The 16,810-nt window shown below is 37.5% G+C and carries 16 protein-coding genes and 1 tRNA gene; all 17 read right to left on the bottom strand.

Annotation, left to right across the window (positions count from 1 at the left end; translation table 11 throughout):
* Positions 1-247: 247 nt before the first annotated feature.
* A tRNA-Leu gene (locus AC1DNH_RS15665) sits at positions 248-327 on the bottom strand.
* 69 nt (positions 328-396) lie between these two features.
* Positions 397-1,596: an aminotransferase class I/II-fold pyridoxal phosphate-dependent enzyme gene (locus tag AC1DNH_RS15660; protein WP_477625497.1), complete on the bottom strand. Its 1,200-nt coding sequence runs from the start codon at positions 1,594-1,596 to the stop codon at positions 397-399.
* 48 nt (positions 1,597-1,644) lie between these two features.
* Positions 1,645-1,941 (bottom strand): DUF3817 domain-containing protein, encoded by a 297-nt coding sequence (locus tag AC1DNH_RS15655; protein ID WP_477584739.1) that lies wholly within the window; start codon positions 1,939-1,941, stop codon positions 1,645-1,647.
* Between the two features lie 228 nt (positions 1,942-2,169).
* Positions 2,170-2,706, bottom strand: coding sequence for a Fe-S protein assembly co-chaperone HscB (hscB, locus tag AC1DNH_RS15650; protein ID WP_477584740.1), 537 nt, complete (start codon positions 2,704-2,706; stop codon positions 2,170-2,172).
* An 83-nt stretch (positions 2,707-2,789) separates the two neighbouring features.
* Positions 2,790-4,178 carry an RIP metalloprotease RseP gene (gene rseP, locus AC1DNH_RS15645; RefSeq protein WP_477610396.1) on the bottom strand — a complete coding sequence of 463 codons (1,389 nt, stop codon included), beginning with the start codon at positions 4,176-4,178 and terminating at the stop codon, positions 2,790-2,792.
* A 28-nt stretch (positions 4,179-4,206) separates the two neighbouring features.
* Entirely contained in the window at positions 4,207-5,367 is a 1,161-nt protein-coding gene (locus AC1DNH_RS15640; protein WP_477579293.1) for a 1-deoxy-D-xylulose-5-phosphate reductoisomerase, read from the bottom strand.
* Between the two features lie 208 nt (positions 5,368-5,575).
* Complete coding sequence (locus AC1DNH_RS15635; protein WP_477579291.1) at positions 5,576-7,075, bottom strand: GH3 auxin-responsive promoter family protein; 1,500 nt, start codon at positions 7,073-7,075, stop codon at positions 5,576-5,578.
* 47 nt (positions 7,076-7,122) lie between these two features.
* Positions 7,123-7,911, bottom strand: a complete 789-nt coding sequence (locus AC1DNH_RS15630) for a hypothetical protein (protein WP_477579289.1) — start codon at positions 7,909-7,911, stop codon at positions 7,123-7,125.
* Entirely contained in the window at positions 7,908-8,876 is a 969-nt protein-coding gene (locus AC1DNH_RS15625; RefSeq protein WP_477579288.1) for a glycosyltransferase family 2 protein, read from the bottom strand. The genes AC1DNH_RS15630 and AC1DNH_RS15625 overlap by 4 nt, the downstream gene beginning before the upstream one ends.
* 68 nt (positions 8,877-8,944) lie before the next feature.
* Positions 8,945-9,895, bottom strand: a complete 951-nt coding sequence (locus AC1DNH_RS15620; RefSeq protein WP_477579286.1) for a glycosyltransferase family 2 protein — start codon at positions 9,893-9,895, stop codon at positions 8,945-8,947.
* A gap of 170 nt (positions 9,896-10,065) precedes the next feature.
* Complete coding sequence (locus AC1DNH_RS15615) at positions 10,066-10,635, bottom strand: DUF4199 domain-containing protein (RefSeq protein WP_477579284.1); 570 nt, start codon at positions 10,633-10,635, stop codon at positions 10,066-10,068.
* Positions 10,636-10,651: 16 nt separating this feature from the next.
* Entirely contained in the window at positions 10,652-11,320 is a 669-nt protein-coding gene (locus AC1DNH_RS15610; RefSeq protein WP_440823219.1) for a hypothetical protein, read from the bottom strand.
* 170 nt (positions 11,321-11,490) lie between these two features.
* Positions 11,491-12,747 (bottom strand): dihydroorotase, encoded by a 1,257-nt coding sequence (locus tag AC1DNH_RS15605; protein WP_477579280.1) that lies wholly within the window; start codon positions 12,745-12,747, stop codon positions 11,491-11,493.
* Positions 12,744-14,783 carry a BatA domain-containing protein gene (locus tag AC1DNH_RS15600; protein ID WP_477625496.1) on the bottom strand — a complete coding sequence of 680 codons (2,040 nt, stop codon included), beginning with the start codon at positions 14,781-14,783 and terminating at the stop codon, positions 12,744-12,746. The genes AC1DNH_RS15605 and AC1DNH_RS15600 overlap by 4 nt, the downstream gene beginning before the upstream one ends.
* A gap of 60 nt (positions 14,784-14,843) precedes the next feature.
* Entirely contained in the window at positions 14,844-15,260 is a 417-nt protein-coding gene (locus AC1DNH_RS15595; RefSeq protein ID WP_477579276.1) for a hypothetical protein, read from the bottom strand.
* A gap of 74 nt (positions 15,261-15,334) precedes the next feature.
* Positions 15,335-16,066, bottom strand: coding sequence for a metallophosphoesterase family protein (locus tag AC1DNH_RS15590; RefSeq protein WP_477579274.1), 732 nt, complete (start codon positions 16,064-16,066; stop codon positions 15,335-15,337).
* Between the two features lies 1 nt (position 16,067).
* Positions 16,068-16,610: an RNA 2'-phosphotransferase gene (locus AC1DNH_RS15585; protein ID WP_477579272.1), complete on the bottom strand. Its 543-nt coding sequence runs from the start codon at positions 16,608-16,610 to the stop codon at positions 16,068-16,070.
* Positions 16,611-16,810 lie beyond the last annotated feature (200 nt).

The raw sequence follows: 16,810 nt of genomic DNA, 5'->3' as shown, positions 1-16,810 counted from the left end.
ATGCTTCTGCCGAATCATTCAATGCAAAGATTAAAGCGTTTAGATCCCAATTTCGTGGCGTGAAATGCGTAAAGTTTTTCCTATACAGGCTAACTCAATTGTATGCTTAAAAATGACTACTCCACAACTTTTGGTATTGATCCAAAATTTGGCGAAGTTCAAAAATAGCTTATACACCTGATAAACAGCAATTTAAAGCATAAAAAAACCGGAAAGAATGTTTCAAAAAACTATCTTTCCGGCTTTGTACCCAGCGCCGGAGTCGAACCGGCACGGTTTCCCACAGGTGTTTGAGACCAGCGCGTCTACCAATTCCGCCAGCTGGGCATTTGCTTATTCAGCGGGATGCAAATGTATAAATTAAGCACTTAATTCGCAAATTTTATTTGCTTCTTTTTATGTCTGATCTGATTTACTAAAACCTTCACCTTTTAACACATTACCTAATAACAACTGGTTCAATTGTTTAACTTCTTTTTTACTCATTTTCACATTCATTGGCAGATAAACTAAATTTTGAAGTATTAGCTCATTTGAGGTTTTTGGCGGCAAACCCGTGAAACCTATCTTAACTAAACTAGAGGCTTTTGACGTTGCATCGAATCCTTTTTCTCTTAATTTATCGATTAACAGTGATGGATTAGCCGCTACTATCGGAATTACCCAATGTGTATGCCTTAAGTTTGCAGCACCAATAATATTTTGCGAATCAACATTCAATAATAATTCGTTAGCCAGTATTTTCCTTTTATGAATACGAGATTGATCAAAATCACTCACTTTATGTTGCAACATGCACAAATTGGCATAACATGGCCTGTATTTGATTTTCTCCATTACATCTGCACCAGGAAAACCTCTTGTAAAACCAGTAATAAATGCATCAAAGTCTTTACCAAATTGCTTGCAAAGCCAATAAGCTATGGTAAATGGCCATCTTGCGACAAGAATGTTAATCAGGGTAGCAATAATTATTTTTTTGAAGTATCGATTACCTTTTTGCACCGGCAGCCTATTGTTCAATATTTTTACCGCAGCCAGTAATTGCTCGTTTCTAATCTGAAGTATCGCACCACTTAAGGCTGTATTTGTCTTAATTAGTCCAAAACTGAACAATACCACGTCCGATTTTAAATCCCCTTCATAAACTCCATCATAAGCTTGCGCACAATCTTCCATTACGATCAGATTATGCAATTTGGCTATGTCAAGCAGTGCTTCGGTATCCATTATGGCACCAAATAAATGGGTAATGAGCAGCAGCTTTGTTTTGGGTGTAATAGCTGCCGCTATCTGTCCGGCGGATATACCTAGTGTATTTATATCTATAGGTAATGGTATAACTTTTAAATGATGGGCTGCAATAATTGCAAACATATCCGGGATGTTAATATCTGCAACCAGTATTTCGTCACCAGGTTCAAGATTTAGTGCTTCTAATACGAGATGTAAACCTGTACGAACAGAAAGACAGGGCAACTGCTCTTCAGGAAACCGGGGTTGTTCTTTTTTAAAACCGCTAGCACTACCAATACAGTATAATGCACCMTTAAAAAGTTCGGTAAAACGGATATCTAACCTACCTCTGGCGATCATTTGTTAAGCGCATATGACACAAAGGTAAGTAATTTGTGTAATGGGCAATTAGTTTAGGGGTCTTTCATCTTTTAATTTGCGATCAACCACAAAGGGCATAAATGGCAAAAGTGATGCTAAAAAGATCAAAACGGCTTTACCAAACTTCCATTTTTGCTCTTGCCAAGCTAAAACTAAGGTAGCTGCATATAAAACAAATAATAATCCGTGCGCCCATCCGGTATATTTTACATACAAAGGAAGATCTGCAAAATACTTTAACGGCATAGCTACAAATAATAAAAGCAAATAGGATATGCCTTCCGCTACGGCCACTTTACGAAAAATTGAAAGAGAACTATTCATTGATCTGATTGTTTGCTCCGAAAGTAAAACAAAGCTTTTGCCTATCAAAAACTAAAAAATGATTTTACAATCGGGTGTCTTACAAAGGTCGAAGGTGGAAGGTTTAGGGCTTTCCATCTTTTAACCGCAGAAGACACAAAGAAAAGGCACAAAGTGCACAGCGTGGGGCGCTTATTTTTTACGCTACATCTTCGGACCTCCGACTCCCCGACTTCAAACTTCTTCCATCTATTTCGGCAAGCGTTCCCTAATCCGATCAACGTATTTCTGCCGGTAAAAATTATCCTTAATCAAAGGCAATAGTGCATCAGATGCTGTTGGGTTGCCATCAAAACGACCTATCAGATCATTCAGTTCGTTAGCCAGGTCTTGTTCTATGGCATCAACATCTCGTTTTACCTGCGCTAGCTTTTCGGCATCCGGCTCGAATTCCAAATCCATTAAGGCCTCGTTTACATCCATCATTTCCATTAGAAAAGATTGGGGCAGTTGATAACCTTCATCTGTTTCTACAATCCCTTTTAACTCGAGCACGTATTTTAAGCGTTTTTTAGCATTACTCAGTGTCTGGTAAGCCTTATTGTTCAAAGTTGACAGATCGAGCACTTCTTGCTGCTTCTCTTCGCTTTCATTGGCATAAAAATCGGGATGAAACTGCTTGCTAAATGCATAAAATTTTGTTTTAACTGCATTTTGATCTGGATTAAACTGGATCGGTAACGCGTAAAAATCGAAATAATTACTATCTGTTGTTGCTGCGCTCATGGTGCATATTAAATTAAAAAGCCGCAGATGTTCAGATTGATTCGTCAAATCTGTGCATCTGCGGCAATTATATAAATTTGGTTTTACTTACCGAAAGATTTTAGAATATCATTACCAAAAGCAAACACCATTAAACAGATCAAGATCACAAAACCCACAATTTGCGCCTTTTCCAGCACTTTTTCGCTTACAGGCTTACGTTGTACCATTTCGATTAAAAGAAATACTACATGGCCTCCATCTAAGCCTGGAATAGGCAATAAATTCATAAATGCCAATGCCATCGAAATTAATCCTGTTAAAGTCCAGAATTTAACCCAGTCGAAAGTACTGCCGTACACCTTGGCAATCCCTATCGGGCTGCTGATGTTACGTGCACTTAACTTTCCGGTAATCATTTTGCCAATGCCTTTTGCATTATCTACAAAAGTACTCCATGCCATAGTTGCACCAACTGGTAACGACTCTATAAAGCCAAAATCTACATGTGCAGTTTCAGGCATTTTTAGATTAGGGATAATTCCAATCGTTCCATCTTTGCTTACTTTAAGATCGAACTTTACTTCTTTGCCTTTGCGTAGGGCATTAATGGTAATTGGTTTTAATTTGTTTTTAGAAACCTCTTCTTTAAACTGATCGAAGAAAGTAATCTGTTTTCCATTAACCGATAAAATACTATCGCCCGGTTTAATTCCTGCAGCATAAGCTGGATATACGGGCTTCTCGAACTTCCTGCCAAACAGCTTATCAAAAAAAGATGGTTTATCTGCTTTTTCATCAGGTGCACTTACCTTTTCTACACTTTCCATCGCATATCTGGGCGAGATAAAATTCTCTTTATCGTTTTTCGATATTTTATTTAAAATGATATCCGGAACAGAAATGTAAAGTGTTTTATTCTCCCTTAAAATGGTCAGCTGAGCTCCATCAAACAATACTTTGCTCGATATAGCATCTTCAAAACGGATTAACTTGTTGCCGTTGATGGCTAAAATCTTATCTCCGTTTTTTAAACCAATTTCTTTCCCAATTGCGCCTACAGAAATACCATCGTTCAGTTTGCTGTTAACGGTATAATTTTGCCCGACGTTAAAGGTTAACATCCAGAAGATAAAAATACCTACAATTACGTTTACGATAATACCACCAAGCATTACGATTAAACGTTGCCAGGCTGGTTTAGAACGGAATTCCCATGGCTGAGCAGGTTGAGCCATTTGCTCAGTATCCATACTCTCATCAATCATTCCGGCAATTTTTACATAACCGCCAAGTGGCAACCATCCCACTCCATATTCAACATCACCTCTTTTGAAACTAAAAAGCTTGAAACCCCAGGCATCAAAAAATAAATAAAACTTTTCTACTTTAATACCAAATGCCCTGGCTGCCAAGAAATGCCCTAATTCGTGTAATATTACCAATAAAGACAATCCGAGCAGCAGCTGCCCCGCCATAATCAATCCATTCATATTCTCTTATAAAATTTTATGTTAGATGTTAAACTATACTTTTTGTTACTAATTCGCCGGCTAAGATACGGCTATGTTTGTCAGTTTCTAAATAATCACTCAATTGTGGTTTTTCAACAAAACTGATTTCTTCCATACACTGTTCAATAACCTCGCTCATCTGCAGAAAACCGATTTTGTCCTTCAAAAATGCTTCAACAACAATTTCATTCGCAGCATTTAAAATACAAGGCATATTCCCTCCTTTTCGTAAAGAAGTGAATGCCAGGTCTAAATTCCTGAATGTTTCCATGTCGGCTTTTTGAAAGCTAAAGTTTGGATAATCTAGGAAGTTAAAACGTTTAAAATTGTTTTTTAGCCTATCGGGATAATTTAAAGCGTACTGAATAGGCAGTTTCATGTCCGGAACACCCATTTGTGCTTTCATAGATCCATCGGTAAACTGAACAATTGAATGAATGATAGATTGAGGGTGAACAATTACATCAATCTGATCTACATCAAGGTTAAACAACCATTTTGCTTCAATTACCTCCAGGCCTTTATTCATTAGGGATGCAGAATCGATCGTGATTTTTGCACCCATCACCCAGTTGGGATGTTTTAAAGCCTGCTCTTTCTTTACTGTAGATAAAAAATCTTTTGTTTTGCCTAAGAATGGTCCGCCCGAAGCTGTTAAATAAATCTTTTCGATTGAATGCTGCTCCTCGCCTACCAAACATTGAAATATTGCTGAATGCTCTGAATCGACCGGTAAAATTTTAACCTGATGTTCCGTTGCCAGTTGTGTAATCAGTTCGCCGGCTACCACCAAGGTTTCTTTGTTGGCCAAAGCAATATTTTTTCCAGCCTTAATGGCAGCAATAGTAGGTTTTAATCCTACGGAGCCCATTAATGCCGTTAATACCATATCACTATCATCATAGGCCGCAACTTCTGACAAGGCGGCTTCGCCTGCCAAAACTTTAATATTTAGCGCAGACAAAGCAGTTTTAACTTCGCCGTACTTGCTTTCATCACAGATTACAACAATGGCTGGCTTAAATTCCATCGCCTGTTGAATAAGTAATGCCGAATTCTTTAGTGCAGATAATACAACAACTTTAAATGTTGTGGGATGATCCCTTACCACTTCTAGTGCTTGTGTACCTATACTTCCTGTAGAACCTAATATGGTTATTCTTTTCAAATCGTTTTTAATATCGTAACGCTTAAGGTTAAATTAAGCATTTTATTCATTCATTTTATCGTTCACCCGCTTTTGTCATTCTGAAAAGCATCTGTTGAGTAATCGTCATCTCGACTGCGTTGCATTTCGCTCCAATGCTGTGGTTCGTGTCTCCACGAACTACTTTTCCTCATTTCGTTTCGTGAGGACACAAACCGAGGAAGATTAGTTAAACAATATACCTCTCCAACCCATCCGCCAATTTCCGATCATTACTCAAGCGTGGCACTTTATTCTGTCCGCCTAACTTTCCTTCACTTTTCATGTAGTTAACAAAAGCATCTTTTTGCAAAGTACGTATAATCAATGGCTGAAGGATGTTCCCTTCAATCAGGTCAAAGTAATAAATATTTTTCTTTTGCAAAGCCTCATCAACCTTTTTGCTGAAAGCTGTCATGTCTTTTGGTGCAGACGAAAACTCTACAAACCACTCGTGATAAGGCAATTGACCGGCTTCCGGATTAACCTGGGGCGCAACTGTAAATTCTGTAATTTCTACCTGTTCTTCATTGGCCACGCTCAAAATTGCCTGTTCTACCTCTTCTCCTATTACATGTTCGCCAAAGGCAGATATAAAGTGCTTAATCCGTCCGGTTACCACAATTTTGTAAGGATTTTTCGAAACAAACTTCACTGTATCACCTATACTGTAACCCCATAAACCTGCATTGGTATTTAAAATTAACGCATAGTTCGTATCTAGTTCAACCTCAGCAAGCGATAACCGTGTTGGATTATCGTTGTAATACTCATCGGCAGGAACAAATTCGTAAAAAATCCCCGCATCGGCCAGCAACAATAGTCCTTTATCTTTTTGTGAATCCTGGTAGGCAATAAAGCCCTCTGAAGCTGGGTAAGTTTCTATAGCATCAATTTTCTTCCCGATGCTTTGTTCAATTTTTGCTCGATAAGGCTCAAAATTTACACCGCCATAAATAAACAGGCTAAAATTCTTGAATATTTCGGCAATTTTCTTCCCTCCTGATTTCTCTGAAAGTTTATCGAAATACATCTGTACCCAAGGTGGAATACCAGAAATCAAGGTCATATTTTCATTAATGGTTTCCTCAACAATGGCATCAACTTTTTGCTCCCAATCTTCGATAATATTGGTTTCGTAAGAAGGCAATCGGTTCTTTTGCAGATAGGCTGGCACATGGTGTGCCACAATGCCCGATAAACGCCCAACATTGATTCCATGTTTTACACTTAAAACCGGACTCCCTTGCAAAAAAATCATCTTTCCGTTTACAAAATCAGCTTTGCCTGTTTCATTAATATAAGTTAAAATGGCATTACGGGCAGCTTTGATATGCTCAGGCATCGATTCTTTCGATAGTGGAATATATTTTACGCCTGAAGTGGTGCCTGATGTTTTGGCGAAATAAAGTGGTTTGCCTTTCCAAAGTACATCATCTTCGCCTGCCACTACACGATCTACATAGGGTTTTAATCCTTCGTAATCTTGAACGGGAACATGTTTTTTAAAATCAGCATAGGTTTTAATCTCAGCGAAATGATGATCTTTTCCGAATGCAGTATTTTTAGCCTCATCAATTAACTTTTTCAGAATATTATGCTGAGCATTTAGGGCATTATTTTTCCATTTGTTAATCTGCCAAACTGCAAATGCCGCAAAGGGTTTACTTAATGCTGCTTTTAATCCCATACTAAACTGAATTTTGAATGATTGAGTGATTGAATATAAATTCTACCCTAAACGATATTATGTAAAATATCTGGATGCTCATCGCCTTTATATTCGCTCGAAATTTTGCGGTATGCAACAGTTAAGGCTACACTCGAAAGTGGAACAATTATAAATGAACTTAAAATATTTACAATAAAAGCCACCAATGGCCATTGCAGGTAGTTTAACAGCAGATAAATTAAATATCCTCCACCTAAAACCACCAATAACAATAAAATCTTCGTGAAATTTCCTTTAGTGGTAGCCAAACTCAATTTAATCGAATCGAATGGCGTTGCACCCTTATCAATAATAAAAAACGGAAAAAATGAAATTCTTAACCAAGTGATAAAAATGGCAATAATACCAACTGAAATGGCCACGTTTTTAACGATTGTCACATTAATCCCAGTATAAATAAAAGGAAAAGCAACCAGGATTACCACCAGATAAACCCCAAGGATACAACCTACAAAATAAAGGGTAGCTACCAGGAACCTGATAATTTGTTGCCTGGTTGGAAGCGTATCCACAATTTTCACATCGTTTTCTTCATCGTCCATTAAATGGAAAATGTATTTGAAAAGCGAAAGATTGATGGTAAAATAAAGCAACACAAAAATAATCACCATAATTACACTCAAGGCCTTACTTACATCCTTAATAAAAAAGGCCATTAAGCTCGAAGCGCTTGCGGTGATAAACATCAGAAAACATAGTGTAGCAATCGAGAAATAGTGTTTCTTGGTAATGCTCCACGCCTTTTGGATTACATCATTAACGGCGAACGTACTTTCTTTTAGGTAATTTATCATTGTTGTTTGAATACCACTCGTTTAAATAAATCCTGTATAAATCCTAAACCATAAGCGGTTAATTGGATAAATGAAGATATAATGCTCAAAAATGCAACTTTTAACGATTTATTTACAGACCATGAATGAAAAAATATCAACATAAAGTAAATCAATAAGAAGAAGTTACAAACATATGCCAATGGAGGATATATAAAGTTACACAAAATGGTGAAACCAAAACCCAATGTAAACAACGCTGGAAAAAAATGTACAAGTTTTAATTCTTTTGGGAAATGTTTGTAAATATTAATCCTTGCTCTCCCGAAAAAGTGTAATTGTTTGTAAAACTGACTAAAGCTCGTCCGGCGTTTATGGTAAACCTTTGCATCTGGAATCAACCCGATTTTAAAACCGTTTTCGTGGATGCGGATACTATATTCGATATCTTCGCCTAATCGGGTCAGGATAAAACCACCTACCTTCTCCCATGCCTGACGGGAAACACCCATATTAAAACTGCGTGGGTGAAATTGTCCTACGTGCTGTTTGTTTCCGCGGATTCCACCAGTGGTGAAAGGCGAAGTCATGGCATAACTAATTGCTTTTTGTACAGGCGTAAAGCTATCATGTGCAGCATCCGGACCGCCATAGGCATCTAAATGATGCTCATACAAATAGTTTTTAACCGTTTCGAGGTAATTTGCAGGAATTAAACAATCTGAATCGAAAATAACAAAGTAATCGCCTGCTGCCCTTTCGAAACCAAAATTACGGGCAAACCCCTGTCCGGCATTTTCTTTAAAGTAATATTTAATGTCCAGTTTATCTGCATAAGAAGCTACAATGGCCTTTGCATCGTTTTTCGAACCATCTTCTATAACCAAAACCTCAAACTGTAGATAAGTTTGTTTAGTTAGGGTGTTTAAAAGTTCGTCAATTTCTTGAGGACGATTGTAAAGTGGAATGATGATGGAGAAAAACATGTCTTGAAGCTGAAAGCTGAAAGACTAAAGACCAAAGCGCTTTATGCTTTAAGCTTTAGTCTTTCAACTTATTTAAGTTCTTTTTCGATTAAATATTGATTTCTTTCTGGTGCGTTACGCGATAAGAGTTCTGCAATAAAACCTGCCAGGAACATCTGCGAACCAACAACAATGGCAACCAGTGATAAATAAAACAAAGGTTGATCGGTTACATCGCGATAGGCTAAGCCCTGCCATATCAAATATTTCTTTTCGAATAATATATAAAGCGCCATGATTATACCGATAAAGAAGCTTAAAACCCCTAACGAACCAAAAAAGTGCATTGGGCGTTTGCCGAATTTACCAACAAAAAATATAGAAAGTAAATCTAAAAAGCCGTTTATAAACCTGCTAAAGCCGAATTTTGTTGTGCCATATTTGCGGGCACGGTGTTCTACCACCTGTTCGGATATTTTACTAAATCCCGCCCATTTGGCAATTACCGGGATATAACGGTGCATTTCGCCGTAAACTTCGATGGTTTTGATCACATCGCTACGGTAAGCTTTTAAGCCACAGTTAAAATCGTTCAGTTCTATACCGCTCATTTTACGGGTAGCGGCGTTGAATAATTTAGTTGGAATAGTTTTCGTAATCGGATCGTAACGTTTCTTTTTCCAGCCTGAAATGATATCAAGCTTTTCGTCTTTTATGCGGCGGTATAATTCAGGGATTTCATCCGGACTATCCTGCAGATCGGCATCCATGGTAATGACCACATCGCCCTGAGTAGCTTCGAAACCAACATTTAAGGCTGCAGATTTACCGTAGTTCCTTCTAAACTTAATGCCTTTAATGGCAGGGTTTTGAAATCTTAACTCTTCAATCACCTCCCATGATCTATCGGTACTACCATCATCAACCAAAATAATTTCGTAACTGAAATTATTGTCGATCATCACTTTATCAATCCAAGCCGTTAATTCTGGCAAAGATTCATCTTCATTAAATAAGGGTACTACTACTGATATATCCATTTTTGAGTATTATCGTCATTGCGAGAAGGAACGACGAAGCAATCTATTATAAGATTGCCACACCCCTGCGCATTTCCCACGCTTCGTTCGCAATGACGCATTATTAAAAACGTGCAAATTTCATCAAATTAAATGATAAAACCTGCACGTTCAAAATTTTATAAAAGAAATTAATCTTCCTTTGGAAACGAATCGAATGTAACTGGTTGTTTTTTCTTTAAGATAGCTGAAAGGATTAAAGAAAGTACCCCATACAGTGCAAGTGAAACACCAAAGCTTGTAAAAATGTTTTTAAAAGTAGGTTCAAGCTTCTCCTGCATATTGCCACCTTTAGCTATCGCCTCATCAATTTGCTCGCTAGCCATTCCGAATTTTTCCATCATAGCTCTCTGTGCCTCCTCGATAGCAGCAGCAGCTCTTTGTGGAAGATCTGGATCAATAAATTTCATTAGTATCACATTATAAAGCGTTGCAGTTAAGGCTAGAATAAGGGAGATGATTAAATAAGCTTTAAAGGCCTCTCCAAATGTCCAAAACCCACCTATTTCTTTACGGATGTTTATTCCCACCACTACTAACAGTACGATGAATAAAACAAATATACCTATCTGGGCCGCAAAACTGGTGTAAATTAATACAGGGTCTATGAAATGCAAGGTTAACGATACAATTATCGAAACCGCAGCGAGCATTAATCCATTTTTAATCGCTAATTTGGAAATAAGAGCACTTTTGTCCATAATTTTAAATTTTAGTTTAATTATTAATTGTTGTAATTAATATATAAGTAGCAGAATCGAACGATTTGTTACTGCTATACTGAATTATTTCTTTCGTTGTTTCTGCACTTCCCTCAACGTCAAGGAAAAATGCCATAAAAGGTACAAATAATTCTTGCATTTCTTCACTGATATTTAAATTTGCAGCTGTTTTACAAATCTCTTCTACACTGGTTTCTGCTAATTGTTGATTACTGATCAGTTCTTCGTAAATCTCAAATTCATCCTGAAACTCATCGTCTTCTACCAATAAAAATTCTTTCAGGAAATCGCCCAATTCAGGATCTAAATCTTCATCCTTACACTCTTTAATGTAAAGCAGAAGGTTTAACAATTCTGTTCCTCTATCTATGGTTTCTTCTTCGATATTCGCCCATTCATCACTTTCTAAATAGTCGTCTTCCAGTTTCTGTACGTCACTGCTAAAGAAATTCACCATTAATAAATCGAAAAATACTTCGCGTAATTCTTCAAATTTCGGATGAGAATCGAAAACGGCATCGAAAGCAGTTGCTTTATCTAAAAAGTTAACATCAAGCTCAAAAGCGGCTAATAATTCTGTTTCAAAACCGTCTACATTGGTAGCTGAAACCTCAGCATACTTGTTAATGGCTGCACTTAGTGCTTTTTTTACTCTATTATCCATGATTAAGATTTTTAGGATTTTAGGATGATAAGATTGTATGACCTGAACAACAAAATTGTAATTTCTTGCTTTAGTTTTTAAATTCTTATAACCTGTTAATTTATCAATATTTTTTTGAACTAATATGTTTTGAGACATGGTTAAGAACCTTATACCCCTAACCTTCAACCTTAATTCTCCCAGTATTGACTATTATTATAAACCAAAGTTACCTTCCCGGTAAGTTCTGTACCCAACAATGGACTGTTTGCCGATTTTGAATAATTGCTTGTGGCATTATACAACCACTTTTCTGTTGTATTGAAAACAGTAAAGTTGGCATCAGCATCTTCTTCGATTACCGGAATAGCTAAATTTAATAATTTACGTGGATTAATGGCCAATTTCTCTACAATTAAAGCAATATCCAATCCAGCCTTTAATAATAGTGGTAATACGGTTTGTAAAGCGATGATGCCGTAGTGCGCAATTTCGAATTCTACATTTTTAAATTCGATTTCTTCAGGACGGTGCTGGGAAGTAATGGCATCAATAGTTCCATCTTTTAAACCGGCAATTAGCGCCTTTACATCTGCTTTTCCACGCAGTGGTGGCTTAACCTTGTAGTTGCTGTCAAAATCGCTTAAAAGTTCTTCTGTAAACACCAGGTGATGTGCTGTTACATCGCACGAAACCTGAACGCCATCTTTTTTTGCTTTACGAATCAAAGCTACAGCCCCGGCAGTTGAAATATTGCTGATGTGGATTTTGGTTTCATTATAAGATGCCAGGAAAATATCGCGGGCAATATGCATTTCTTCAGCCAATGCGGGTAAACCTTTCATGCCCAACAGCACAGAGTTTTTACTCTCGTTAATCTGCGATTTGCCAGCTATGGATTTATTTTCGGGATAAACCATTAATAGTGCATCGAAACCTTTTGCATATTGTAATGCGCGGCTCATAAAACCATCGTCTTGTAAGGCTTTATCGCCATCTGAAAAAGCTACCGCACCTGCCTGTTGCATATCGAACAGTTCGGCAAGCTCCTTTGCCTCACGGCTCTGACTTATCGCACCAACTGGCAACACATCAACCAAATTGTTTTTGGCCCTATTGATAATGTATTCTACCTGAGATTTTGACTGCACAACCGGACTGGTTTGCGGCAATAAAGCTAAGCCTGTAAAACCTCCAGCTTTTGCCGTTGCGGTTAATGTTTGAATATCTTCCTTAGTTTCGAAACCCGGATCGCCAGCAACGCAGTTTAGATCGAAAAAACCTGGCGTTAAGAAAGCACCCTGAGCATCAAAAACAGTTTCGTTTTTATCGGCAGTTAATTTACCTATGTTTTTAATTTTGCCATTTTCTACCCGAACATCGCATTGTTGATTATTGAATTTACTTTGCGGATCGGTAATGGCTACATTTTTAACCAGGAGATTCATATTGTTTTCTTTGTGTTGTTAAAAAATCGGATGAGCAAAATTTCTGCTGCAATAAAAATCAGCGACAAAATTAGACAAAGTTTCCATAAAGTCTGCCCGATTTTATTAGTGCCGGCAATTAATTTAACGGCATCTTTATCGGTATCGAATATTTTGAGGTTGCCTTTGTCAGCCAACTGATTGAGTTCTGTTTTGTCTAAATAATGCATATCAGATTCTGTTCTGCCATTGTTGAAACTATAAACAGCAAGTAGTGAATCTGCAAGTTTCAGGTTATAAAAGCCTGCATTTTTTATCTGATCGGCAATGTAAATCAGCGTTTTCCCATTTGCCTGACGGATTTCAGGAATCGCCTCAAAACCATCTGCAGTAATTTTTAAGCTTTGGTTTTTACCCAGCGTAATCTTTTTACCCGCCAGGGCATTATCGTTACCGAGGTTGTAGTATAAAGGCGTTTCATTTCCTCCACTCAATGCCAAACGATATATTAAAGGCACGAACACCGGATGACGGGCTAAATTCCCGTCACTTGTATTAAGCCCTGAAGCAGATAAATAAACCTGCCCGTTACCTACGCCATATTTGGAGAAAAATGGTTTTCTGCCAGGCAATAACATAATATCTTCTTTATTGGAGGTGTTTTTCTCTACAAAAGAATAATAGCGGGAAACTGTTGGAAGATCAAGATTTTTAGGGATTTCCTCAAAAACAGTCTTGAAAATAGGGTTTTGCAGATCAATCTGATCAACCTTGCTTGCTGTCGTATTTAAACCTTGAATGGCAGGAAGCGACAATCCACTTAAAAATGAGTTATAAGTTTGAATATTGGCATCTAAATCAGGAAAAAGCACCACCGTACCACCTGCATTCAGATAGGTTTTTAGCTGCTGAGCCAAACCTGTTGACGGATTTTTCAAACCGTTCAACACAATCAGACCATAACTGGCAAAATTGCTATAATTCACATTGCTTTCGGCATTCTCGGTGAGTTTATAATAACGATCGGCAGCAAACAGTGCTTTAATGTAATTGCCTGTATTGGCTCCGTTAATACTCAGAACAGGAAAACTTTCGTCTACCTTAAAACTGAAGGAAAGGGTATCATCAAAGGTTACCGGAAAATCTTTAATGCTGATTAAACCTTTTTGCCATCCTGCGTTCAGTCCAGAGAAATTCAGGGTATCTTTAATTGTTTTACCTGCAGGGATGGTTACGGCACCCAATCCCTTTTGTTGGTTGTTGATGCTGAGCTTTAAAGGGATATTTTTAGCCTCCTCTTCGGAGTAATTTTTCAACTGTACAACCAAACGCTCATTTGCTCCCGGCTGATGATTTGGCGAAAGTGCCCAAACGCTATCTACCGCAACATTCGGAAGCGTATTGGCATTCAGTTTCAAAAATGAATACTGAATATCGGCTTTTGTATCGAGTTTATTGGTGGTGGAGATATTTTTCTGAAAATCGGAGATCAGAAAGCTATACTTATTTGCAGAACCCGTTAAAACATTCCCCTGTCGGTTTAGTATTTGTTGAAGATTACGGTTTGCTGCCGAGATTTTAACATCATCTAATGCTTTTAAAAACGCTTCCTCGTTTAACAATCGTTGGTGTTTTCCTTCGAAATTATTGGTCAACAGTTGAAAGCGATCGTTCATTCCAAAACCTTTTACCAGTTCTTTTGCCCTCCGCTTGGCTTCATCAAGCAGGTTACCATCTTTATTAATGGCTTCCATGCTGTAAGAGTTATCGATATAAATGCTTACTACATTATTTAAAGCTGTTGTTTTTTGATTCTGCGCTGGAATATAAGGCTGGGTAAACGCCAGCACCAAAAAGATGATTGCCAAAATCCGCGACAACAGAATAAGCAGGTTTTTAAGTTTTTCTTTAGAAGAATTTTGCTGTTCTACTTCTTTTAAAAGCTGAACATTAGAAAAATAAACCTTCTTAAACTTCCTGAAATTGAATAAATGAATGATAACCGGGATGGCAACCGATATTAGTGCAAAAAGAAAGCCCGGATAAAGGAAATTCATTAAAAACCAAAGATAGAAAAATTATGGAAAGTGGCGAATTACTATTGTAATAAAGTCGTTTTAATAACTAAAACCCGGAAATTCGATATTTACAATTTTCCAGCCACCGTTATGCAATGCGAAATACAGTTTAAAAGGTCCGCTTACAATTTTCGATTGTTTTTGAACAACATCTCTGTAACCTGCAACCCCTTCAACAAAGCCCATACCCTTATCATCATTCAAAAGCTCGAAATTAACATCAATAATATCGTATCTGCCACCAACATATTCATCAGATCGACCGAAAATACCTTTTAACCGACCAATAATAACATCCTTACCAATAACTTTATTACCTGGGAGAATGAAAAAATCATTCAGTTCGTCGGTAATGGCCTTCGATTGTTTAAACCAGGCGCTTATAAATCTAATGGCACTATTTACGATATCAGCCTGATGGTTAAATGTGGGGTTGTTCTGCATTGTATCTTTCAAAAAAACTTGGCGAAGTTAACTATTCTTTAGCCTTTCTCTAATTTCAGCAAGAGAATAATCGATCAATAACTTAACTATTTACATCTTCCTTTTTCGGTTGGGTACAAGCTTTGCAAGGTATCGCTTTGCCAAAATTCTTTTGTTTCGATATCCAGACAGGTCAATTTCCCAGTAAATGCAGCACCAGTATCAATATTCCAAACGTTACAACCCTGCATGGGCACGTTCATGTTATAATAGAGCGTTGGGGTATGGCCGATATAAATTTCATTGTAGAGTAATAAACGTTTCGGATAAAGTACCGAATCTTTTTTGATCCTCTTATCCATAGTCAGGGCCATTTCCCAAAGTGTTCTATCCCACGAATAATTGGAAGAATAACGTTCTTTTTCAGGACCGTGCATGGAAGAAAAACCGGCGTGAATAAAGAGGTTGTTATGCTCATCCACGTAGTAATCTTTCATGCGTTCAAAGAAATTTAGATGTTTTTGCTTCACCGGATCAGGTAAGTTTTTATAACTTTCGATGGTTAATTTACCACCGTGAACAAACCAAACATCATCTACAATACCTTTTTCCAACCAATCGATACACCAAGCATCGTGATTTCCTTTGATAAAAATGCACTGATGACTTTCTTCCAATTGCATCATGTAATTGATTACTTGCGCCGATTCACTCCATCCATCCACATAATCGCCAAGAAAAATCAGTTTGTCATCTTTTGTTACATCTGCACGCTCGAATAGCTGAACTAAACCTTTTAATCCCCCGTGTATATCACCTATTGCTAATGTTCTGCCCATGTTAAAACGTTATATATTCAACGGGCACAACATCTGTAAGCCACACATTGTTAGCTGATAAATAAAATTTATAGCCTGCCCTATGCATCTCTCCACTATTAATGGTAAGGATAACCGGTTTTCCCCTCCTGCCACCTACTTTATTGGCCGTTTCTCTATCGGCACTTAAATGCACATGCTGCCGCGTCATTTTTTGAAGTCCCTGCGATTTAATATCCGACAGGAACTTTTCAACTGTACCATGATAGAGATATTCTAGTGGTTCTGCTTCATCAAGGTTTAGCTCTATTGAAATGGAATGCCCCTGGCTTGCCCGGATCTTGGTTTTACCTTCGTTGAAAGCAAATCTCTTTTTGTCGTTATTTTCGACAATGTAGTCAAGCTGTTCAAAATCTATTCTCTTATCATAGAGGTCAAATTTGGTAATCAGTTCATTCACGTCAGCCCAACCATTTTCATCGAGCTTTAAGCCTATGGTTTCTGGCGAGTGCCTCAAGATATAACTTAGCAGCTTACTGATTCCTTTGGTTATTTTGTTGTCCATGATGATCTTAATATTAATTCATTGGCTTTTGTAGGCAGCGTTCATAATTTTCATTTTCGAAACACACAAAAACTACCTTTTCAATTTTTTCCTTGTCAACGAAATTAAGATGACAATGCCAGTATCTGTTGCTTTACCTTCAGGAAAATGATTAAATAGCTGTGCTGCTGTTAGGGGAAACCTTAACATTGTTTTCAACT

It is taken from the genome of Pedobacter sp. 01N310 (assembly GCF_056399805.1).
The sequence above is the reverse complement of the archived record's forward strand: the minus strand, read 5'-3'. Positions and strand labels throughout refer to the sequence as shown.

Excerpts from the sequence above, each read along its gene's own strand:
- AC1DNH_RS15605 (WP_477579280.1), bottom strand. The coding sequence starts at position 12,747 with ATGAATCTCCTGGTTAAAAATGTAGCCATTACCGATCCGCAAAGTAAA.
- AC1DNH_RS15600 (WP_477625496.1), bottom strand. The coding sequence starts at position 14,783 with ATGAATTTCCTTTATCCGGGCTTTCTTTTTGCACTAATATCGGTTGCC.
- AC1DNH_RS15585 (WP_477579272.1), bottom strand. The coding sequence starts at position 16,610 with ATGGACAACAAAATAACCAAAGGAATCAGTAAGCTGCTAAGTTATATC.
- rseP (WP_477610396.1), bottom strand. The coding sequence starts at position 4,178 with ATGAATGGATTGATTATGGCGGGGCAGCTGCTGCTCGGATTGTCTTTA.
- hscB (WP_477584740.1), bottom strand. The coding sequence starts at position 2,706 with ATGAGCGCAGCAACAACAGATAGTAATTATTTCGATTTTTACGCGTTA.
- AC1DNH_RS15615 (WP_477579284.1), bottom strand. The coding sequence starts at position 10,635 with ATGGACAAAAGTGCTCTTATTTCCAAATTAGCGATTAAAAATGGATTA.
- AC1DNH_RS15635 (WP_477579291.1), bottom strand. The coding sequence starts at position 7,075 with ATGGGATTAAAAGCAGCATTAAGTAAACCCTTTGCGGCATTTGCAGTT.
- AC1DNH_RS15590 (WP_477579274.1), bottom strand. The coding sequence starts at position 16,066 with ATGGGCAGAACATTAGCAATAGGTGATATACACGGGGGATTAAAAGGT.
- AC1DNH_RS15610 (WP_440823219.1), bottom strand. The coding sequence starts at position 11,320 with ATGGATAATAGAGTAAAAAAAGCACTAAGTGCAGCCATTAACAAGTAT.
- AC1DNH_RS15630 (WP_477579289.1), bottom strand. The coding sequence starts at position 7,911 with ATGATAAATTACCTAAAAGAAAGTACGTTCGCCGTTAATGATGTAATC.
- AC1DNH_RS15620 (WP_477579286.1), bottom strand. The coding sequence starts at position 9,895 with ATGGATATATCAGTAGTAGTACCCTTATTTAATGAAGATGAATCTTTG.
- AC1DNH_RS15625 (WP_477579288.1), bottom strand. The coding sequence starts at position 8,876 with ATGTTTTTCTCCATCATCATTCCACTTTACAATCGTCCTCAAGAAATT.
- AC1DNH_RS15655 (WP_477584739.1), bottom strand. The coding sequence starts at position 1,941 with ATGAATAGTTCTCTTTCAATTTTTCGTAAAGTGGCCGTAGCGGAAGGC.